The sequence below is a fragment of the Paraburkholderia unamae genome (assembly GCF_003268775.1).
Lineage (GTDB): Bacteria > Pseudomonadota > Gammaproteobacteria > Burkholderiales > Burkholderiaceae > Paraburkholderia > Paraburkholderia unamae.
On sequence record NZ_QLSU01000032.1, the window covers coordinates 42,447 to 63,315 of the forward strand.

22 protein-coding genes and 1 riboswitch are annotated in these 20,869 nt (G+C 66.4%); of the genes, 5 read left to right on the plus strand and 17 right to left on the minus strand.

Translation table 11 applies throughout. From position 1 onward, the window contains the following. Nucleotides 1-101 precede the first annotated feature (101 nt). A complete protein-coding gene (gene bamC, locus C7401_RS35725) occupies nt 102-1,349 on the plus strand; it encodes an NlpB/DapX family lipoprotein (protein WP_112176762.1) in 1,248 nt (415 codons plus the stop codon). 125 nt (nt 1,350-1,474) lie between these two features. Here bamC and C7401_RS35730 read toward each other — a convergent pair whose 3' ends face one another. The 5 genes from C7401_RS35730 to C7401_RS35750 form a co-directional block, all read right to left on the minus strand. Next, entirely contained in the window at nt 1,475-3,076 is a 1,602-nt protein-coding gene (locus C7401_RS35730; RefSeq protein ID WP_112176763.1) for an L-lactate permease, read from the minus strand. 249 nt (nt 3,077-3,325) lie between these two features. Next, nucleotides 3,326-3,748, minus strand: a complete 423-nt coding sequence (locus tag C7401_RS35735; RefSeq protein ID WP_112176764.1) for a hypothetical protein — start codon at nt 3,746-3,748, stop codon at nt 3,326-3,328. A 352-nt stretch (nt 3,749-4,100) separates the two neighbouring features. Beyond that, the gene (locus tag C7401_RS35740) at nt 4,101-4,322 is read right to left on the minus strand and encodes a YMGG-like glycine zipper-containing protein (protein ID WP_112176765.1); all 222 of its coding nucleotides are present in this window, start codon (nt 4,320-4,322) and stop codon (nt 4,101-4,103) included. Between the two features lie 189 nt (nt 4,323-4,511). Further along, nucleotides 4,512-6,443 (minus strand): phosphomethylpyrimidine synthase ThiC, encoded by a 1,932-nt coding sequence (gene thiC / locus C7401_RS35745; RefSeq protein ID WP_112176766.1) that lies wholly within the window; start codon nt 6,441-6,443, stop codon nt 4,512-4,514. 100 nt (nt 6,444-6,543) lie between these two features. Then, nucleotides 6,544-6,673: riboswitch (TPP riboswitch) on the minus strand. A gap of 93 nt (nt 6,674-6,766) precedes the next feature. Further along, on the minus strand, nt 6,767-7,174 hold the full coding sequence (locus C7401_RS35750; RefSeq protein WP_112176767.1) for a GreA/GreB family elongation factor: 408 nt from the start codon (nt 7,172-7,174) through the stop codon (nt 6,767-6,769). A gap of 668 nt (nt 7,175-7,842) precedes the next feature. Between C7401_RS35750 and C7401_RS35755 the strand changes: the two genes are divergently transcribed. Beyond that, nucleotides 7,843-8,766, plus strand: a complete 924-nt coding sequence (locus C7401_RS35755) for an EamA family transporter (RefSeq protein ID WP_258397361.1) — start codon at nt 7,843-7,845, stop codon at nt 8,764-8,766. Between the two features lie 122 nt (nt 8,767-8,888). Here the strand turns inward: C7401_RS35755 and C7401_RS35760 are convergent, their stop codons facing one another. Then, entirely contained in the window at nt 8,889-9,026 is a 138-nt protein-coding gene (locus tag C7401_RS35760; RefSeq protein WP_112176816.1) for an entericidin A/B family lipoprotein, read from the minus strand. Between the two features lie 150 nt (nt 9,027-9,176). Between C7401_RS35760 and C7401_RS35765 the strand changes: the two genes are divergently transcribed. Both C7401_RS35765 and C7401_RS35770 read left to right on the plus strand, forming a co-directional pair. Next, the gene (locus tag C7401_RS35765; protein ID WP_112176768.1) at nt 9,177-9,338 is read left to right on the plus strand and encodes a DUF1328 family protein; all 162 of its coding nucleotides are present in this window, start codon (nt 9,177-9,179) and stop codon (nt 9,336-9,338) included. A 54-nt stretch (nt 9,339-9,392) separates the two neighbouring features. Further along, nucleotides 9,393-9,935, plus strand: coding sequence for a ferritin-like domain-containing protein (locus C7401_RS35770; RefSeq protein WP_112176769.1), 543 nt, complete (start codon nt 9,393-9,395; stop codon nt 9,933-9,935). A gap of 50 nt (nt 9,936-9,985) precedes the next feature. Here C7401_RS35770 and C7401_RS35775 read toward each other — a convergent pair whose 3' ends face one another. The 11 genes from C7401_RS35775 to C7401_RS45180 form a co-directional block, all read right to left on the minus strand. Beyond that, nucleotides 9,986-11,200: an MFS transporter gene (locus tag C7401_RS35775; protein ID WP_112176817.1), complete on the minus strand. Its 1,215-nt coding sequence runs from the start codon at nt 11,198-11,200 to the stop codon at nt 9,986-9,988. A 125-nt stretch (nt 11,201-11,325) separates the two neighbouring features. Then, the gene (locus tag C7401_RS35780) at nt 11,326-12,153 is read right to left on the minus strand and encodes a phosphodiesterase (protein ID WP_112176770.1); all 828 of its coding nucleotides are present in this window, start codon (nt 12,151-12,153) and stop codon (nt 11,326-11,328) included. 22 nt (nt 12,154-12,175) lie between these two features. Next, nucleotides 12,176-13,216 carry an ABC transporter ATP-binding protein gene (locus C7401_RS35785; RefSeq protein ID WP_112176771.1) on the minus strand — a complete coding sequence of 347 codons (1,041 nt, stop codon included), beginning with the start codon at nt 13,214-13,216 and terminating at the stop codon, nt 12,176-12,178. Beyond that, nucleotides 13,213-14,160: an ABC transporter permease gene (locus C7401_RS35790; RefSeq protein ID WP_112176772.1), complete on the minus strand. Its 948-nt coding sequence runs from the start codon at nt 14,158-14,160 to the stop codon at nt 13,213-13,215. The genes C7401_RS35785 and C7401_RS35790 overlap by 4 nt, the downstream gene beginning before the upstream one ends. Before the next feature lie 28 nt (nt 14,161-14,188). Beyond that, entirely contained in the window at nt 14,189-15,013 is an 825-nt protein-coding gene (locus tag C7401_RS35795; RefSeq protein ID WP_112176773.1) for an ABC transporter permease, read from the minus strand. Nucleotides 15,014-15,033: 20 nt separating this feature from the next. Next, the gene (locus C7401_RS35800; RefSeq protein ID WP_373864479.1) at nt 15,034-16,074 is read right to left on the minus strand and encodes an ABC transporter substrate-binding protein; all 1,041 of its coding nucleotides are present in this window, start codon (nt 16,072-16,074) and stop codon (nt 15,034-15,036) included. A 277-nt stretch (nt 16,075-16,351) separates the two neighbouring features. After that, nucleotides 16,352-17,389: a LacI family DNA-binding transcriptional regulator gene (locus C7401_RS35805; RefSeq protein WP_112176774.1), complete on the minus strand. Its 1,038-nt coding sequence runs from the start codon at nt 17,387-17,389 to the stop codon at nt 16,352-16,354. 566 nt (nt 17,390-17,955) lie between these two features. Further along, nucleotides 17,956-18,231 carry a hypothetical protein gene (locus C7401_RS35810; protein ID WP_146758052.1) on the minus strand — a complete coding sequence of 92 codons (276 nt, stop codon included), beginning with the start codon at nt 18,229-18,231 and terminating at the stop codon, nt 17,956-17,958. Nucleotides 18,232-18,776: 545 nt separating this feature from the next. Then, nucleotides 18,777-19,049 (minus strand): hypothetical protein, encoded by a 273-nt coding sequence (locus C7401_RS35815; protein ID WP_112176776.1) that lies wholly within the window; start codon nt 19,047-19,049, stop codon nt 18,777-18,779. A gap of 410 nt (nt 19,050-19,459) precedes the next feature. Then, nucleotides 19,460-19,708, minus strand: coding sequence for a hypothetical protein (locus tag C7401_RS35820; protein ID WP_112176777.1), 249 nt, complete (start codon nt 19,706-19,708; stop codon nt 19,460-19,462). 254 nt (nt 19,709-19,962) lie between these two features. Beyond that, nucleotides 19,963-20,169, minus strand: coding sequence for a hypothetical protein (locus C7401_RS45180; RefSeq protein ID WP_133254626.1), 207 nt, complete (start codon nt 20,167-20,169; stop codon nt 19,963-19,965). Between C7401_RS45180 and C7401_RS35825 the strand changes: the two genes are divergently transcribed. After that, nucleotides 20,153-20,767, plus strand: coding sequence for a glutathione S-transferase family protein (locus C7401_RS35825; RefSeq protein WP_112176778.1), 615 nt, complete (start codon nt 20,153-20,155; stop codon nt 20,765-20,767). The two genes, C7401_RS45180 and C7401_RS35825, sit on opposite strands and share 17 nt — an antisense overlap. The last annotated feature ends 102 nt before the right edge of the window (nt 20,768-20,869 follow it).

Here is a 20,869-nt window from a genome sequence, read left to right on the forward strand (position 1 = left end):
GAGTCAGGACGCGGTTTTTGCACAGCGGGCCGTCGGCCCGGTAAAATGGCTGGTTGATCCACGGAAACTGGCCGTGGCGTAGCCGAAGGGATTACCCGAACATGAGTGATTTTCATCAACGTCTTGCCGCGCGCGCGCTTGTGCTCTTGATGGCGGGCGGGCTGGTCGCCGGATGTAGCTCGCCGACGCCAGGCAAGATCGATTACCGTAGTGACGCAAAGGCGAAGCAGTCCTCGCTTGCCGTGCCGCCGAACATGCTCGACGAAGCGTCCGACCAGCGTTCGCTGGCGCCGCAGGGCGGCGAGACCTCGCTGTCCGCGCTCAAGCAGACTCAGGCCGAAGCCGCGCCGTCCGATCAGACCCAGGTGCTCCCGCAGGTGCCGGGCATGCATATCCAGCGTGACGGTACGGAAAGCTGGCTCGTCATCGACAGCCGCACGCCCGACCAGGTCTGGGCGCAGGTACGCCGCTTCTGGCAGGAGCAGGGCTTCCTGCTGGTGGTCGACCAGCGCAACAAGGGCGTGATGGAAACGGACTGGAACGAAACGCACCCGAAGATCAGCGACGGCCTCATCCGTAACACGCTCTCTTGGGCCACGGGCAACTCGTACGTGACGGCCGAGCGCAACAAGTACCGCACGCGTCTCGAAACGTCGCCCGCGGGCGGCACCTACGTGTTCATCAGCCAGAAGGGCCTGAGCGAGCAGCTCACGGGCACGAACAACGACACCAGCAAGTGGGTGCCCAAGCCCAACGATCCCGCACTCGAGGCCGAGTACCTCAAGCGCCTCATGATGACGCTCGCGAACGCGAAGCCGGGCGTGCCCGACGCGCAGGTCGCGGCCGAAGCCGACGCCAAGGCGAACAGCAAGGGCACCGACGCGAAGTCGAAGGCTCCGGATGCAGCCGCCGCCGCTGTCGCCGCGCAGAACGTCGCGGCAGTCGGCCAGCAGTCGGGCAGCGGGTCGGATTCGAAGGCGGGCGCGGAAGGCACCTCGGGCCAGTACAGCTCAACGGAGCTCACGCTCGGCGAGCCGTATGACCGCGCGTGGGTGCGCGTGGGCATCGCGCTCGACCGCGCGAACTTCACGGTGGACGACCGCGACCGCTCGAAGGGCATGTACTACGTGCGCTACGTCGATCCGAAGGACATGTCGTCCGACGAACAGGGCTTCTGGAACCAGATCTTCCACGGCCGCAAGGAAAAGGTCGCGAAGCAGTACAAGCTCAACGTGCGCGCCGTGACCGAGAGCCAGACGCGCGTGGCGATCGTGGACGACAACGGCCAGATCGACTCGTCGCGCCCGGCGCGCGAGATCATGAATCTCGTGGTCGGCGAACTGCACTAAGCGTCGCGCTCGCGCCGGCATGCGCCGGCACGCGCAAAAAACCCGCCCGCGCTTCACGGCGCCGGCGGGTTTTTTCATGCGCGCACACCGGGTGCACCGGTGCGCCTGGGACATTCGCCGCGCGTTCAGTGCGGCGGAATCATCCACGTCAGCACGTTCTGCTGGAGCCACACGAGGATGCCCAGCAGCACCGTCAGCAGAATGGAGTGCTTGAAGGTCTTCGCGAACACGTGGCCTTCCTTGCCCTTGAGGTCGGTGGTGGCGACGCCCGTCGCGATGTTCTGCGGCGAGATCATCTTGCCCATCACGCCGCCCGAGGAGTTGGTCGCCGCCATCAGCACGGGGTTGAGGTTGAGTTGCTGCGCGGCCACCACTTGCAGGTTGCCGAACAGCGCGTTGCCCGAGGTATCGCTGCCCGAGAGGAACACCGCCACCCAGCCGAGGAAAGCCGAGACGAGCGGGAAGAACGCACCGACTGAAGCGACGCTGAGGCCCAGCGTGTAGGTGAGCCCCGAGTAGTTCATGAGGAACGCGAGGCCGACGATGGTCGCAACGGTCAGGATGGCGATGCGCGTCTGCACCCATGTATCGACGATCGCGCCGCCGAAGTCGGCGGGCTTCAGCCGCACGACGAACGCGGTGATGATCGCGGCCACGAGAATGGCCGTGCCGGTGGCGAGCGGCTGGAAGTCCCAGATCGCGCCGTAGGGCGTCTTGTACAGCGTGATGAAGACGGCCTTGTCGAGACCCGGCCAAGGCACTTTCATGTCGCCGATCGTGAAAATTTTCGCGACCGTCCAGATGATCACCACTGCCGCGACGATGATCCACGGATACCAGCCCTGCGCCCCCGTTACCGCGCCGCGCGTTTCTTTCGTGCGATCGACCTTGATGGCGAAGCGCGGGTCGGGCGCGGGCTTCCACACGCGCAGGAACACGATGGTGAGGATGAGCGAAACGAGCGACGAGAGCACGTCGGTGAGGCTGTAGTTGATGAAGTTCGAGGTCACGAACTGGGTGATCGCGAAGCTGCCGCCCGAGACGAGCAGCACCGGCCAGATGCGCAGCATGCCGCCCACGCCCGCATAGATCGCGATGACGTAGAACGGCAGCAGCAGCGCGAAGAACGGCAACTGGCGGCCGACCATCTGGCCGAGCACGTCGGCGGGCAGATGCGTGACCGCGCCGAGCACGGTGATCGGCACGCCGAGCGCGCCGAAGGCCACCGGCGCGGTGTTGAAGATGAGCGTGAAGGTGAGGGCTTCGAGCGTCGGGAAGCCGAGCATGATGAGCAGCGAGCTCGTGATGGCGATCGGCGTGCCGAAGCCGGAAATGCCTTCGAACAGCGCGCCGAACGAGAAGCCGACTACGACGAGCACGATGCGCCGGTCGTTGGGCAGGTTCTCGAGCAGCCACATGCGAAAGGCCGCGAAGCGGCCCGAGCGCAACGCGATGTTGTAGAGCAGGATGGCCGTGACGACGATCCACATGACGGGCCACAGCGCGAACACCACGCCGGCGAGCACCGAACTGATCGCAAGATTGACCGGGAATTGCCAGCCGGCGATCGCGACGATCAGGCCGACCACGAGGCCCGCGAGCGAAGCCTGCCAGGCGGGCCGGCGCGCCCAGCCCAGCAGGGCGAGCACGGTAACGATAGGCAGCACGGCTACGAGGAACGAAAACAGCAGCGAATTGCCGATTGGGGTCAACAACTGGTGGAACATGACGTCTCCTTTGTGCTGGTTTGTTATCGGCGCAGCGGTGCGGCTCGGAGCGCCGGGGCGCGTCGTTGGCTGAGGCGTGCTTCGTCCGGCAGGCGGGCTTATTAAGGCTGTGCTTCAAACGCCGGTAGCCCACTTGGAGAATAGAAAACCGGGCGCGAGCGTCAAGGAGGGAAAGTACGGTCCGGCACCGTTTTGCAGTGCGGCGAAAGCGGGTGCGATAGCGGGAAATGAGGCGGCGTTGCCGGGGAATCAGTGATGCCAGTGCCCGCCGCCTCCGCCCCAGTAGCCGAAGCCGAACGAGATGGCAGGCGCGCCCCAGCCCCAGCCGTATGCGGGATAAGGGTAATACGCGGGGTAGGCCGAATAGGCCGGGTAAGCCTGGTAAGCGGGATAAGCGGGGTACGCGGCATAGGCCGGATAAGCAGGCCACGCGGGCGCGGCGATTGCAACAGGCGGCGACGGATAGAGCGGCCCCGGATATTGCGCATCGGCCACGGCGGCGGGCGCGGGGTTAGGCGCGGTTTGCATGACCGCGGTTTCCTGCTGGGTGTTCGCCGCAGGCACCACGCCCGTGTAGTAAGGGCCGTAACCGTAGGGGTAATAGTAGTAGCAGCCGGAAAGCGTGAGGAGCGAGCACGCGGCGGCGATCACTGGCACGGACGGGCATTTCATGGCGGGCTCCGCGATTGGGCGAACGGCCGCGCAGGTGCATCGCGTCTGGATCGGGCCGTGATCGTTTGAGCTTACGCTGTGCGCGCGTGTTTTGTGTTGCGTCCCGATAACGGAATGTTTCGTACCGGGCGCGCCAAGCAAACGCGGCGCAGCCCTTGTGAGGAACTGCGCCGCGCATCCTTCCCTGATGCACGCCCGGCGGGCGTGTTGCCTGTCGTATCGTTTGTGTTCTGTACCGTCGCTTCGATCGCGCAGCCAAGTGCGTGGATGACGCGGCCGCATCGTCGATGCATATCGGCGTATCGGTTCTGTGAATCCTGGTGCGATGAATCCCGGTCAGCCGATGCCCGGCTTACTTGCCGACCTGATTGCCGACAACGCCGCCCACCGCCGCGCCACCGAGCGTGGAAAGCGCATTGCCGCCGATCGCCGCGCCCGCGACGCCGCCAACGCCTGCGCCGATCACCGTGTCGCGGTCGCGCCTCGACATGTTGTCGCAAGCCGAGAGACTGCCCAGCACGGCGACGAGTGTCGTCACCGTGAGCAGCGTGCGGGTTCGTTTGAAGGTTTTCATTGTTCGACTCCCCAAATTGAGTGTGCGGTGCGGCATGCGGGTTGCTCGCACGTCGCACCTCCAGTACCCCCATCGTAGGCACACGACCCGTATCCGGGTGTGTGCGCTTGTCAGAGAGTTGTGGGAGTCGTTAGAAAATGTTTCGGCGGACGGCGAGCGCCCGCCTGCACCGGGTTGGCGCCGACCGGCTTACTGACGCTGATAGATCTCCGCGCCTTGCTTGACGAACTCGACGGCCTTCACTTCCATGCCCTTCTTCAGGGCTTCGTCGTCGCTCACGCCTTGCTTCGCGGCGAAGTCGCGCACGTCCTGGGTGATCTTCATCGAGCAGAAGTGCGGGCCGCACATCGAGCAGAAGTGCGCGACCTTGGCCGAGTCTTTCGGCAGCGTCTCGTCGTGGAACTCACGCGCCTTGTCCGGATCGAGGCCGATGTTGAACTGGTCTTCCCAGCGGAACTCGAAGCGCGCCTTCGACAAAGCGTTGTCGCGCACCTGAGCGCCCGGATGGCCCTTCGCGAGGTCGGCCGCGTGCGCCGCGAGCTTGTACGTGATGATGCCTTCCTTCACGTCGTCCTTGTTCGGCAGGCCCAGGTGTTCCTTCGGCGTGACGTAGCAGAGCATGGCCGTGCCGAACCAGCCGATCATCGCGGCGCCAATGCCCGAGGTGATGTGATCGTAGCCCGGCGCGATGTCGGTGGTGAGCGGCCCGAGCGTGTAGAAGGGCGCTTCGTCGCACCATTCCAGTTGCAGGTCCATGTTCTCCTTGATGAGCTGCATCGGCACGTGGCCCGGACCTTCGATCATCACCTGCACGTCGTGCTTCCATGCGATCTGCGTGAGCTCGCCGAGCGTCTTGAGTTCGCCGAGCTGGGCTTCGTCGTTGGCGTCGTAGATCGAGCCGGGACGCAGGCCGTCGCCAAGCGAGAAGCTCACGTCGTATTCCTTCATGATTTCGCAGATCTCTTCGAAATGCTCATAAATGAAGGACTCCTTGTGATGCGCGAGGCACCACTTGGCCATGATCGAACCGCCGCGCGAGACGATACCCGTCATGCGGTTGGCCGTGAGCGGCACGTATTGCAGACGCACGCCCGCGTGGATCGTGAAGTAGTCCACGCCTTGCTCGGCCTGTTCGATCAGCGTGTCGCGGAACATTTCCCACGTGAGGTCTTCGGCTTTGCCGTTGACCTTTTCGAGCGCCTGGTAAATCGGCACCGTGCCGATGGGCACCGGCGAGTTGCGGATAATCCACTCGCGCGTTTCGTGAATGTGCTTGCCGGTCGAGAGATCCATGACCGTGTCGCCGCCCCAGCGGATCGCCCACGTCATCTTGTCGACTTCCTCGCCGATCGACGACGTGACCGCCGAATTGCCGATGTTCGCGTTGATCTTCACGAGGAAGTTGCGGCCGATGATCATCGGCTCGCTTTCCGGGTGATTGATGTTCGCGGGGATGATCGCGCGGCCGCGCGCGATTTCCTCGCGCACGAATTCGGGCGTGATTTCCTTGAGCGCATTCGCACCGAAGGCTGCCGCGCCGAACGCCTGGCCCGGATGCTGGCGGCCCATCATGGCGGCGAGCTTCGCGCCGTTCGGGCCGCTCGACTTGAGGCTTTCCAGATACTCGGCGCGGCGCTGGTTCTCGCGAATCGCGATGTATTCCATCTCGGGCGTGATGATGCCCTGACGCGCGTAGTGCATCTGCGTGACGTTCTTGCCGGACTTGGCGCGGCGCGGCGTGCGGTGCAGACCGGGGAAGCGCAGCTCGGCCGTGGCCGCATCAGCGGCGCGCTCGCGGCCGTATTCGGAGGAGAGGCCCGGCAGCGCTTCGGTGTCGCCGCGCTTTTCGATCCAGCCCTGGCGCAGAGCCGGCAGGCCGGCGCGAATGTCGATCCTGGCTTCCGGATCGGTGTACGGACCCGAGGTGTCGTAGACGTAGATCGGCGGGTTCTTCTCGCCACCGAAGCCCGTGGGCGTATCCGACTGCGTGATCTCGCGCATCGGCACACGGATGTCGGGCTGCGAACCGGTCACATAGATCTTGCGGGAATTGGGCAGCGGCGCGATCGCGGCTTCGTCGACGTGCGCGTTGGCGGAAATGAACTTCGGATTCGCGTTCATGCGTCTCTTTCTCCATGCAAAGCAAAGTGGGAACAGCGGCTTAGCAGGAGATGAGACGGAACGTGGACGGACTTCGCTGTGACGAGGTGAGGCGGTGATGCTGCGAAGTCCGGACGCTTCCCTGCGCTGGCATTATCCAGATCAGGTTCAAAGGGTATTTCTCACCCGCGAAATACGCTGCACGACTTTCGATCGAAGCGGCGCATGACGCAGGACCCCCGCGTAAGCAGGCCAAACGATACACCGCGCTGCGACGATCTGGCAAGTGCCTTGTCGCGCGGGATGCGCTAAACGCGGCGCGCGGCGCGCGGCGCATTCGCCCCTTACAGCGTGAAATCGTTCGACGCTTCGGGCTGGAACAGGATGCGCTCGATCTTCAGCGTCTCCACCGCGCCGCCCGGCGTGGTGAATCGCACGGCGTTGCCGCGCTTCGCGCCGAGTAACGCGAGGCCCGCGGGTGAGAACACGTTGAGGCGGCCGGCGTCGAGGTTGGCGTCGTGCGGGTAGGCCACCGTGTACGTGAGCGTTTCGCCGTTGCGCTCGTTCACGAGCGTGACCTGCGAATTCATCGTGACGACATTGGCCGCGACTTCGCGCGGCTCCACGATCACGGTATTTTCGAGCAGCTCGTCGAGCATGATTTGGCGCGCGGGCGCGGCGCCCGGTTCGGCGGCGGCTTTTTCGAGGCGGGCGAGGTCCAGCTCGGTCAGATAACGGATTTTCTTCGACATGAGGGTTCTCCTTGCGATCCAGAAAGGGAGCGATGTAAAGGCGAGGCCTGGAGGGCGACAGCGGAACAAGGGCGCAACGGATCGGCCCGGAGCCCGACCGAACGGCTCCGGTTCAACAGGGGAGGCAGGTTCAGTGCGGACGCCGGGCGGCGGGGAGCGGGGCGAGAGGACGGGGAGCGAAAGTTCGCGTGGCCGTTCGCATGCGCGCGGCGCGCGCGCGCACCGGCGCGCCGCGCGAGGGGCGCGGCGGCAGGGCGAGTCTGGAGCGCGAAACGAACGAACGCATGGCCGAGATTGAAAGCTAAAAGAAAGATATCTACGTATGCTAGCACGAACTCAGGAGCGCGGCGCCATATGGGAAGCCGCACGTTTCAGACCTGCCCGATCCGCCCCTTTGGCCGCTTTCGCGCTGCAACAACAGTCCGACGTGTAAAGCACTCTGAAAGCCTCCGAAACGTCAGACGTTGTTGCATAATGCGGAGCGCCCGCCCGGGTGTCTTTCGTACTCCGTCCTTTTTTCGCGCCTGCACCATGCCGTCGAGCTTGACCCGTCCCGCCGCCTTGCCGCCGGGGCGCCCGCGGTCCGTCCCATCACCCACCGCGGCGACATGACGATGCTTGCGCGTTTGTTTTCACGTTCATCCGCCCGCAATCTCGCCAGCGGGGCGTTGCTCGCCGGGGCGACGCTTTGGCGACTCGCGCGCGCCGTGCGCCTGCCGCAGTCGCGCAGCGGACGCGTCGCGCTCTCGCTTGCCGTCGTCTATTTCGTCTGGGGCTCGACCTATCTGGGCGTGAAGGTCGCGCTCGATTCGTTCCCGCCGCTCCTGCTCTCGGGCTTGCGCAACCTGCTTGCCGGCATCGGGCTGTTCGTCTTCGCGATGCGTCGGCGGCCCGTCATGCCGACGCTCATCGAGGTGCGCAACGCGGGCGTGGTGGGTACGCTGCTGGTCGGTCTTTCGAGCGGCATGCTCGCCTACGGCATGCGCACCGTGGGCACTGGCACGGCGGCCGTGATGGTCGCCACGGTGCCGCTTTTCGCCACCGTGATCTCGGCGGTCACCGGGCGGCGCGTGGCGAAGGCCGAATGGGCCGCAGTCGCGCTCGGGCTCGTAGGCATCGCCATACTGAGCCACGGCGGCGCGGGCGCGGACTCGGCGGGCGGCAGTCTCGCGATCCTGTGCGGCGCGCTCTTCTGGGCGATCGGCGCGCACCTGGCCGGGCGGCTGGCGTTGCCTACCGACCTGTTCATCGCGACGGCGTTGCAGATCGGTCTTGGCGGCGCCATCTCGACGGCGGTCGCGTGGATTAGCGGCGAGCGCATGGGGACGCTGCATGCCCTGCCGCTTACCGCGTTTCTCTATCTGCTCTTCATCGGCACGATGGCGGCGTATGTCGCCTACGGCTATCTGATTCGCCACACCAGTCCGCTCCTTGCGAGCAGTTGCATGTATGTGAATCCGGTGGTCGCCGTCGCGCTCGGCGCGCTGTTGCTGGGCGAGCCGGTCACGCGCGCCACGGTTGTCGCGACCGTGCTGATTCTCGGCAGCGTCGGGCTGTCGTTCGTGTTCGACGACCGGCGCCGCCCGTCCTGATTTCAAGCGGGCTCGAGCGCGCGCCGGCGCTCGTCCCTCCATCACACCGCAAGCCACCGCTCGATCGCGCTCACGCGCGGGCGAGCGGTGGCCGTTGCGGCGCGTTCAGCGGCCGCTGCTCACTACTTCGCCTTTTCCGCGGAATTCGTGAGGGCGTGGCCGCCTGCGGAAACGTCCTCGCCGGCGCCCGCCATTGTGTTGCACGCCGAGAGACCGGCAACCGAGGCGGTAACGAGAAAGAGGGCAATCAGGCGTTTCATGAGGAAGTCCTCCACGGTGTCAAAGGAACCGTGACTCAGCACGTTGCGTGCCCGGTCATTCGTTCCGCCTCGTGTCGCGCGCCTTGGGCCCGGCGATTGCGCAAGCGGAGGTGTAAGCGCTGCACATCCGCCCACAAGGAGGACGACGCCATGCTTCATTACGCCATCGTGTTTTTCATCATCGCGATCATCGCTGCGGTGTTCGGCTTCACGGGCATCGCCGCGGGCGCGGCCGAAATCGCCAGGATCCTGTTCTATCTCTTCCTGGTGGTCTTCGTGGTCACGCTGCTGCTCGGCGTCTTCCGCGCATGACGCGCGCGAACCCTCCCGTCCCATCCCTGCATGTCATGTTCGAAGGAGAGCCAGATGTCGAAGACACACGCTTCGTTTGATTTCGACCTCAAGCGCGTGCGCGAAGAGGCGCGCCGCAATCTCGATCAGGGGCCGGTCACGCCGGACTACCCCGCGAACCGCGAGACCGTGCTCAAGATGCTCAACGATTCGCTCGCCACGGAACTGGTATGCGTGCTGCGCTACAAGCGGCACTACTTCATGGCGAAGGGCATCGAATCGGAGTCGGTCGCGGCCGAATTTCTCCAGCACGCGAACGAGGAGCAGCAGCACGCCGACATGCTCGCCGCGCGTATCGTGCAGCTAGGCGGCGAGCCCGACTTCTCGCCCGCGACGCTGATCGCGCGCTCGCACTCGGAATACAAGGAAGGGGCCGACCTGAAGGATATGATTCGCGAGAACCTGATCGCCGAGCGCATCGCGATCGAGAGCTATCGCGCGATCGTCAATTATCTCGGCCACGGAGACACCACCACGCGGCGCATTTTCGAGGAGATTCTCGCGGTGGAGGAGGAGCACGCCGACGATATGACCGACTTGCTCTACGCCCGTAAATAACGCGCGTAAATCACGCGCGCAAGCAACCCGCGATATTCAGGCCGCCCGTATCAGGACGACGCCTGTGCGCCCGCGCCCACGCGCGGGCGTGTCGCGTAGTGAATCACGCCCGCGAGCGCGGTGAATGCGAGGCCGGCCACGCACACGCCGATCCAGCCGAAGGCGTGCCACGCGGCGACGCCCACGGCCGAGCCGGTGGCGCCGCCGATGAAGTAGCACACCATGAAGACGGTGTTCACGCGGCTGCGCGCTTCGGGGCGCAGCGCGTAGATGCGCGACTGGTTCGAGATCTGCGCGGCCTGCACGCCCACGTCGAGCACGACCACGCCGATCACGAGGCCAATGAGGCTCGTGCCCGAGAGCGCGAAGATCGCGAAGGCGATCGCCATCAGCACGATCGACATGGTGATGACCGCGCGCGGCCCGCGCTTGTCGGCCGAGCGCCCGGCGATCGGCGCGGCGAGCGCGCCTGCCGCGCCGACGATGCCGAACAGACCCGCGGCCTGCGGCCCGAGATGGAACGGCTCGCCCGCGAGCAGCAGCGTGAGCACGGGCCAGAAGAGGCTGAACGCGGCGAACAGGCACGCGCCCGTGGCGGACGCCTCGCGCAGCCCGCGCAACTCCACCACGAGATGCCACATCGAGCCGAGCAGCTTGCCGTAGCCGAGCGTGGAAGTGGGCTGGCTTTTCGGCAGCTTCTTCACGATCACGACCGCGAGCGCGAGCAGCGCGATGATCGACGCGCCAAATACCGTGCGCCAGCCAAAATACTGTCCGACGAAACCGGCCGCCGTGCGCGCGAGCAGGATGCCGAGCAGCAGGCCGCTCATCACCGTGCCCACCGCGTGGCCGCGCGCCTCGGGCGGTGCGAGCTCGGCGGCGAACGGCACGGCCTGCTGTGCGATGGTCGCGAGCACGCCGATCGCGAGGCTTGCGCCCACCAGCACGCCGAGCGTCGGCGCCGTGGCCGCGACGAGCAGGGCGACGCACACGCCCGCGGTTTGCAGCAGGATGATGCGGCGGCGGTCGTAGCGGTCGCCGAGCGGCGCGAGCAGCAGCATGCCGGCCGCGTAGCCCAGCTGGGTCGCGGCGGGCACCGCGCCGATCCAGGCGGCGCCGGCGGGGAAGCTCTTGCGGAAGTCGTCGAGCAGCGGCTGGTTGAAGTAGATGTTCGCGACCGTGACGCCCGCAATGGTTGCGAGCAGGAGCAGCAGGCCGGGCAGCGACTGGCCTGCGCCAGCGCTTGCGGAATCGGGTGTGGACATGTGCGTGATGCGGGCGGCGCCCGGAGGGACGGAAAGGCAGGCTTCGAGCGTGCCGATCATACCGGAGCGCGCGCGATCGCGCTGGGCGCCCCGCGACCGGTTTCGACGCCGGTCAGGGGAACGCTTCAGTCGATCAACTCGCCCGAGGGTTCGTAGAACGGATAAGGCCCGTCGAACGTGTCCACGTAGCCGTGGTGCGTCACGATCCCGCCGTGCGGATCGTAGCGGTGCAGCGCGAACGCGGGCGGCTCCAGCGTGAAGGTGGAGGGCGCGCCGGGCGCGAGGTCGAGCGTCACCTGGTGCGCGGGCGCGGGCACGGCCGAGGCGATCGTGCCGCCAAAGCGCACGAACATGGGCCGGTGCACGTGGCCGCACAGCACGCGCTCGACGTTCGGGTGCCGGGCGATGAGCGCTTCGAGCGCCTGCGCGGCGCGGGCGTCGAGCCGGATCGCATCCATGTGGCCGATGCCGCAGTCGAACGGCGGATGATGCAGCGCGACAATCACGGGCTTGCCGCGCGCGTCGTCGAGCGCCTTCGCGAGCCACGCAAGGCGCGCTTCGCAGAGCGTGCCCGCGCTTTGCCCCGGCGCCATCGAATCGAGCGCGATCACGCGCAGCGCGCCGAGGTCCAGCGCGTAGTGGACGAACGCGCCGCCCTCGCGCAATTCGGGCCGCTCGGCGAACACGTCGCGCAGCGGTTCGCGCGCGTCGTGGTTGCCGATCAGGAGCCAATACGGAATCTCCAGCGTATCGAGCAGCGCCTTGAGGTGCCGGTATTCCTCGACCGAACCGCGATCGACGAGGTCGCCGGTCACGAGCACCGCGTCGGGGCGCGGGGCGAGCGCGTTCAGGCGCGCGATGGTGCGCTGGAGGCTCGCGGCCGTGTCGACGCGGCGATAGGCGAGCGCGCCCGGTTGCTTGATGTGCAGATCGCTGATCTGGGCGAGCAGCATGGGGAACCTCGTTGTGTAAGATTTACGCAAGCGCGATGAGCGCTTCGGGGGCGATCGAGATGCCGACCGGCGTGCCGCGCGCGAGCTCGATGCGGCCCGCCACGTCGACGAGCAGGGCATCGGGGGCGGCGCCGCCGATCGTGAGGCGCGTGCGCTCGCCGAGGAAGGTCGTCTGTTCGATCACGCCGCGCAGTTGCGCGGCGGCGGGATCGGCGAGCATGGCGTCTTCGGGGCGGAAAAAGAGTTCGGCGGCGCCCGCCGTCGGCTGCGTGCCGGCCGCAACGGCGCCGCCGTTCGTGCGCAGGATGCCGTCTTGCCATTGTCCCGCGATGCGGTTGAGCGTGCCGACGAATTGCGCGACCGCGCGGCTCGCGGGCTGGTAGTAGATCTCGCGCGGCGTGCCGATCTGCTCGATGCGGCCCGCGCTCATCACGACGATGCGGTCGCCCAGCTCCATCGCCTCGGCCTGATCGTGCGTGACGTACACGGTCGTCACGCCGAGTTCGCGCAGCAGCGCGTTCATCTCGCCGCGCAAGGTGTCGCGCAGGCGCGCATCGAGCGCGGTGAGCGGCTCGTCGAGCAGCAGCACGCGCGGGCGGGGCGCGAGGGCGCGCGCGAGCGCGACGCGCTGGCGCTGGCCGCCCGAAAGCTGGCCGATGGGCTTCGCGGCGTGCGCTTCGAGCCGCATCATCGCGAGCAGCTCGTCTACGCGCGCGCGCGCGTCGGCCGTGGGAACGCGCTGGATCTTCAGGCCGTAGCCGATGTTGGCGCGCACGTCGAGATTCGGAAAGAGCGCGTAGTTCTGGAACACCATGCCGACCTTGCGACGCTCGATGGGCAGCGCCGTCACGTCTTCGTCGCCGAAGGCCACGCGGCCGCCCGCGTCGGGCGTTTCCAGACCCGCGATCATGCGCAGCGTGGTGGTCTTGCCGCAACCGGAAGGGCCGAGCAGCACGAGCGTCTCGCCCGCGCCGATCGTGAGGTCGAGCGGTTCGAGCACGCGCGTGCCGCGAAACGTCTTGGCGCAGCGCGTGAGGGTAATCGGTATCGATTCGAGTTTCATTCGGAATCCTTGTTTTTCTTCGCTGCGCTGGCGTTCACGTTCGCGGCGGTTCCCGCAATGCGCCGTTTGCCCTGCGTGCCGGGCACGTCCACGCCGAGCCACTGCATCGCCACGAGCAAGGGCATCGTCATGAGGAAGAACAGGATCGTGTAGGCGCTGCCTACCTCGATGCGCAGCGACGCATACGTATCCGCGAGGCCCACGGGCAGGGTTTTGGTGTCGGGCGTGTGCAGCATCCACGTGAGGTTGAATTCACCGATCGAGAGCGTGAGCACCGCGAGCGCGCCCGCCACGATGCCGGGCCGCGCGTTGGGCAGCACGATCGTCGTGAAGCGCTGCCAGAAGCTCGCGCCGAGGCTCGCCGCGCCTTCCTCCAGCGTGCGCAAGTCCGCCGATGCGCACACGGCCGCCACGGGCCGCACCATGAACGGCAGCGTGAACACCACGTGACCGACCACGATGAACGCCGCGCTCATGCGAAACGCGCTGAAGCCGCCGTACACGACGAGCAGCGCGAGCGCCGAGGCGAGACCCGGCAGGGCCACGGGCAGCACGAGCAATTCCTCGATCACGCGCGAGAGGCGCGTGCGGCTGCGCGCGAGCGCGTAGCCCGCGGGCACGCCGGTCACGAGCGTGACGGCGAGCGTGGCCGCCGCCACTTCGAGCGAGAGGAACACGCTCGAGTGATATTGCGCCCAGACCTGATCGAGCCAGCGCAGCGTGAGGCCGCTTGCCACGCCGCGAAAGTAGTTGACCGTGAGCCCGGCGAGGATCGACATCCCCACGGGCACGATGAGAAACGCGCAGGTGGCGAGCGTGACGAGCCACTGCGCGCAGGCAAGCCAGGTGCGCGCGGTGGGCAGGGCGACGCGCCGCCGCGCGGCGGGCGGCTGGCCCGGCGCGTCGTGCATGCCGGGCGCCGTCGGGTTGGCGAGCGAATTCATTCGGGAGTCCTCGATAGCCGGGGGGCGCTCATGCGGTGGCTGCGACAGCCGAACCCGTCATGCTGCGCGCGAGCGTGAGCACCGCCCACGTGACCACGCCGAGCACGATGGAGAGGCCCGCGGCCGTGACCATGTTGGCGTTGAGCGTGAACTCGGTGTAGATCGTCATCGGCAGCACGTCGATGTCGGTGGCGAGCGTGAAGGCCGTGCCGAACGCGCCCATGGCGGTCGCGAAGCAGATCGCACCCGCCGCGACGAGGCCGGGCGCGAGCGCGGGCAGGATCACGTCGCAGAGCACGCGCCACGACGACGCGCCGAGCGAGCGCGCCGCCTCTTCGAGCGAGGCGTCGAGCTGGCTCGCGCAGGCCATCACCGTCACGATCACGCGCGGGATCGAGAAATACAGATAGCCCACGAAGAGTCCCGCCATCGAGTAGGCGAACACCCAGCGCTCGCCCGTGAAGCGCAGCGCGAGCGCGCCGATGAGACCCTGGCGGCCGGCGAGCATGATCACCATGAAGCCGACCACCACGCCCGGAAACGCCAGCGGAAACGTGAGCAGCGCGACGAGCGCGCGCCGCCCCGCGAACACGCGGCGCGCGAGCAGCAGGCCGCAGATCGTCGAGATCACGAGCGTCGCCGCGGTGACGGCGGCGGAAAGCGCAACGGTCGCGCCGAGGCTCCTCATGTAGCGGCCGTTCGTTAGCAGTGCACGATAAGTGTCGGCGACATGGCCGTCGGCGCTCACCTGCACGAGCGCGACCATCGGCAGCAGCCAGAACGCGAGGAATACCGCGAGCGCGGGCGCAAGGAGCGCCACGCGCCAGCGCAACGGAAAAGTCAGGTCGTGCATGGACGGGATCGGCTCGCGGTTCAGTGCATGATTTGCAGATAGCGCTCGCCGAAGGCCTGCTGCTGGGCCGCCATCTTCGCGAAATCCACGGGCTTCGCGCGTGCGTAGTCGCTCGCGGGCAGGAACTTCGAGGCCGCTTCCGGCGAGAGCGCACTCGCGCGCACCGGGCGCAGATACGCGTTGGCCCAGAGCTTCTGGCCTTCGTCGGAGAGCACGAAGTCGAGCACCTTCTTGCCGTTGGCTTCGTGCGGCGCGTTCTTCACGAGGCTCATCACGTAGGGCACGGCGATCGTGCCTTCTTTCGGGATCACGAATTCGACGTTTGCATGGTCCTTGTACTTCGCGCGGTAGGCGTCGAAGTCGTAGTCGAGCAGGATCGGAATCTCACCCGAGAGCACGCGTGCATAGGCCGTCTGCTTGGGCACGATCGGCTGGTTGGCCTTGAGCTTGCTGAACCAGTCGAAGGCGGGCTGGAAGTTGTCCAGCGTGCCGCCCAGCGCGAGATTCACAGCCACGGCGCCCGCATAGCCCACGAAGGCGCTCGACGGATCGAGGTAGCCGATCATGCCCTTGTACTCGGGCTTGAGCAGGTCGGCCCACGAGCGCGGCACCGGCTTGCCTTCGAGCGCGTCCTTGTTGACGAAGAAGCCGAGCGTGCCCGAATGGATGGCGAACCAGTAGCCTTGCGGGTCCTTGAGATCGGCGGGAATGTCGTTCCAGTGCGCGGGCTTGTACGGCGCGATCACGCCTTTATCCCTGGCCTGGAACGCCGAGGAGACGCCGAGGTAGACCACGTCGGCCACCGGGCTTTTCTGCTCGGCCATCAGTTGCGCGATGGACTGGCCCGAGTTCTTGTTGTCGAACGGCACGCGAATGCCGGTTTCCTTCTGGATGGCCTGGATCTGGCTGGCCCAGTCGGCCCATTCGGGCGGGCAGTTGTAGCAGATCGCGGTTTGATCGGCTTGGGCCGTGCTCGGCGCGCCGAGCACGGCCAGCCCGGCCGCGAGCGCGGCGGCGCGGGCGGTGCGGGTGATGAGGGCAATGCGGGTGACGGGCGGCACGGCGCGCGAGCGCTGTGCAATGCGAAGCAGGGGCGCGGCGAGCGCACGCAGGGCGGTGCGCACGGGCGCGGACGAAAGCGGGCCGGCGAAGGCGAGTCGGCGGGTCACGGCAGGTCTCCAGGTCGGTTGGAAAAACGTTCTGGTGGATGGAGGCCGCATGCGTGCGCGGCCCGGGTTGTTCGAATGCGGATTCGGGCTGTATGCGGTGCGTATTGCGTATTGCGTATTGCGTATTGCGCAGTGCTTGTTGCGCAGCGCGCTCAGGCGCGCAGGCGGCTCACGAAAGCGGTCCGGCTGGCACGCCGAGCGGCGCATGCGCAATCGCCGCGACGGTGCCGCCCGTGCGCAGCGTGTGAGGCAGCGTGTTGGCGAGCGGGCCCGCGTACTGGCCGCCGATGCGCGCCATCAGGCATTGCCACGCGGCGCTGCCGATCTCGCGGTTCGGCGTGCCGATGCTCGCGAGCGGCGGCGCGAGCAACTCGCTCATGGCGAGGCCGTCGAAGCCGATGATCGACATGTCCTGCGGTACGCGCATGCGCGCGCGGCGCAGGCCGCGCATCACCACCATGGCTAGCAGATCGTTGCTGCAAAAGAGCGCCGTGGGGCGCGCCGGTCCGCTCGTGAGATGCGCGAGCACCGAGGGCGCGAGTTCTTCCGCATTGAAATCGATTTCGAGCGCCGGGGAGGGCGTGAGGCCGGCCTGCTGCATGGCGAGCGCATAGCCGGCGTGGCGCTGGCGTGCGCGGTCGGAGGCGGCCAGCGTGCCGGCGAGCATGAGAATGCGGCGATGGCCGTGCGCGATGAGCATGCGCACGCCGTCGCACGCCGCCTGGTGGTTGTCCACCGATACCGACGGGCGGCGTTTCGTATCGTTGTGCATCAGCACGTAGAGGGGGCCGTCCGCGTCGAGCTCGTCGAGGAGCGGGTGGGTGTCCGCGTCGGCGACGGTCAGGATCAGCCCTTCCACCCGTTGCGCGCGCAACGTTTCGATCGCGTGGCGCTCGCGCCCGGCGTCGTACTGCGTGGTCATGAGCATGAGCCGGAAGCCCTGCGCCGCGGCGAGTTCGTCGATGCCTTGCAGGCACTCCGCGAACACCGGATTGGCGAGCGTGGGCAGCACGACGCCGATGAGGCGCGTGCGCTCGCCGCGCAACTGGCGGCCGAGCGGGTTCGGGCGGAACTTCAAGGCGTCGATCGCTTCGCGTACCCGCGCGAGCGTCACGGGATTGACGGTGTGCGGCGCGTTGATCGCGCGCGAAACCGTCGCGATCGAGAACCCGGCGTGTGCGGCGACATCCTTGATGGTTGGCGTCATGCGTGCGGCCCCGGCAGCGTTGTAAACGTTTTCGATGGGCCGATTATGAAAAACGCGTATGACCGCCGCATGACGATGGACGCGCGTCATCTCCCCGCTGTCCCTTTGGGACGGGGGCCGCGCAATGGTAGAATCGCGTCCGCCCTGCCGGGGTGATGAAATTGGTAAACATAGCGGACTTGAAAGACGATTGAGTGCCCGACCGGAAACGGCCGGTGCAGAACCCCTCAAATTCGGCGAACCCCCTGGGCCATGAGGCGCGTAGCGCGCCGGGCGCCGAGGCAACGCCGAGCCAAGCCGGCTGCCGCGCGAGCGGCGGTCTGGAAGGTGTAGAGACTAGACGGGGGGCGCCTAAGGTTGTGCGCGGCGTGCGAACGCGGCGTGCGGCGACGGCGAAGGCATAGTCCAGCGCACGAACGCGCGCCCTTAGCGGGGCGGGCGGCGTCGAAAGACGTGGTGTGACGAAAATCCGCCGCCTAACGGCTTGCCGGTTCGAGCCCGGTCCCCGGCACCACAGGGTCTCCCAACACTTCCCAATCCCCAGGCGAACTCACACTGAACGCCGGTCAGGGTTCTCGCAGCATCGTCCCGCGTTCGCAAGGATTGTCCCGCATGGCAGCCGGTTGCTGGCCGGAATGGCTCGCCAGCGCATTGGCAGCCAGCGTGAGCGCCAGCCTGCCCGGGTCGATCGACAACCCGCCTTGGGTCCACTGCATGCCGCTGTTCCAGTTCCGGCAATCCATGCCGGTGTGGGTCGCAGACGGCGCGCGCATGCCGAATTGCAGGTTTTGCTCGATGACGTCGGCGAACGATACGCAAGGCAATGCGATCAAGGCGGTCATCAAGACGACAAGACGTCCCCGCATGGGCTGCCCCCGGCATGGATTGAATGTGTGATCCGGCGATATTACCGCGATTCGCCCCCGTATTGACCTCAATCAATCTGCGGCAAATGCGATCGGGCTGGCACGTCGTGCGCGAAAGCGGAGAAAAGAAGGGAGAGGCCCGGCAGACGGCGCCGGAAAAGACGGACGCGGCCACGACGAACGGCAGCGCAAACGGTTTTTGGTTGAGCGCGGCGCCCGAACAAGGCGCTTGCGCACTCAACGATTACCTATCTTCCCGGTGTGGGGATTGATCAGCCGCGCGAAGCCGAACAGGGCCGCGATGCCGAAAGGACAGGCGATGAAGAATGCGGTCAACATGATACGAGTCAGCCCGAAACGTAACAAAATGTGTCGCCAGTGTAGCGCGAAGATGCAATCTGGATATCAGGGTGAACGACAACATATTGTTGCGCTATTGCAAGGCAATCGTGGGGAGGCGGAAGGGGAACCGGGCTGAAACGCCCGTCTGGCGGGGAAAGGAGGAGGGAGACGGCGGTTATTCAGATGCAGTCGAATATTACTTCTACAGTTTGCGACGTTACCCCGCGCAGACCTTCGCTATGTATTTCGACGGTGTGCATCTGCTTTTTTTGCTTTTCGCAGTAGTCTTCGGCCTCGTTGATGCCCGCCGAGCGCACGCGGTTCCACGAGACGATATCCCAACGCGCGCGGCTCGTGACGTGAAGGTGGCCATCCTGTTTCGAATTGATGGCGGTCACCGATGTGCACGCCGTCAGCATGCTGACGCCAAACAACAGGACGTACCCTTTCATAGATTCTCCGTGGTCCGCGAGCATTCTCGCCGCCAACCCGTAACATTGGCAACCCAAAAGAAAGGTGGACTGGCGTGCCTGAGCGGCGGCGTTCTCGTAGTCGAGGGCCGCGATGCACGCTACGCAGCGGCGTGTAGCGGCGCCGCAAGGAGCCGTGAGGAGTCGTGAAGTGCCGCGAAGAACGGTCGATCGGTGCGCTCGACGCTTGACGAGGAGATCGCAGGAAGGCGGCGCAACGGCAGCCCGCAGCCGTGCCGCCCGCGAAGCAAGAGTGCGCACGCGATCGGCGTCGCGCGGCACTAGCGCGACGTAGCGGCTGCGCACGCGAGCGGACAGACCGCGCCGGCGGCGCGCAGGTCATACGTCGCGCCACCGCGAAAGTGCCTGGCCGGTTCCCGCGCGCAGGGCGCTCAGTCGTGGGCGATCAGGTCGCCGACCTGGCCTTGTCCGGAGACGAGGCAAGAGGAGAGAAAGTTTTCGCCCTGGCTGCTTGCACCGCGCTCGCCAAAGCCGCGCACGAGCGCTTCGGCTTTCACGAGTGCGGAGCCCTGGGCGCAGGTGAGCCCGCCGGCCTCGTGAGCCTGTACGCGTGTCATCGCGCGGTTCGCGAGGAGGAGTGCGAGGACGATGACGACGCCAACATTGAATGCTTGTCTCATGATTTCGTCTCCTTGTGCATTCAGACTATCTCAGCCGTTCGGCGTCCGAATCCAGGAGTTTCCCGGCGATGCACCGCAGCACATGTGGCGCATAAAAGCGCGCTTTTCTGTGATCTGAACAATACTTCGGCCTCCTTCGCTTGACCCCTGCGCGTCGCTGCGCCTTGAGTGGCAAGGTGTCGTGCAAAAAACGCGGTGCGCGGGGCATGGCGCTGCGTCGCAACAATGCCGCGACGCGTCAGATTGGACGTCTGCTAACGAATGTAGCCGTATTGCGCGGCGTGCAGGACGTGGCACATCGACACGGTGTGATTTTGCACAACGAGAAAGGGAAAAGCGCCATGTGACACCGTTTTATCCCTGTCGTCTGTCGCGTCTTGAAAAGCTTCCGCGCTTCCTGCAACATCGACGTCCGATCCCTTTTTTTCAGTGCGAGGTGAACCCATGCAGTTGATCGGCATGATGGACTCCCCCTACGTGCGTCGCGTCGCGATTTCACTGCATGTGCTCGGCCTGCCGTTCGAGCATCGCAGCATTTCGGTGTTTCGCCAGTACGACGAATTTGCGCAGATCAATCCGGTCGTGAAAGCGCCGACTTTCATCGACGACGACGGCACCCAGCTAATCGATTCGACGCTGATCCTCGACTACCTGGACCGCAAGGTGCCGGCGGCGCGGCGGCTGATGCCGGAGGAAACGCAGGAGCGCACGTTCGCGCTGCGCGTGAACGGTTTCGCGCTCGCGGCCATGGAAAAGACGGTGCAGCAGGTCTATGAGCGCGAACTGCGCCCTGCCGAGCGGCAGCACGAGCCGTGGTTCGAGCGCGTGAACGCGCAGATGCATGCGGCGTGGACGGTGCTCGACCGGCTCGTGGCGGGCCGGGACGGGTGGCTGTGCGCCGGACGCATCACCCAGGCCGACATCACGGCGGCCGTGGCCTGGCGATTCAATCAGTACATCCTGCCCGGCTCCGTCGATCCTGCCCGATATCCGGCGATCGCCGCGCTTTCCGCGCGCGCCGAGGCCATGCCGGAATTCGTGGCGACGCCGCTCGCCTGAGGCGGGGCGCCCGCGCAGTGGCCGGCCGGGCGGCCGCTCCGGCCTGCGCCAACCTCGCATTTTCTCCACCGCCGCGCGATTGTTAGTGATTTGCGACAAGTG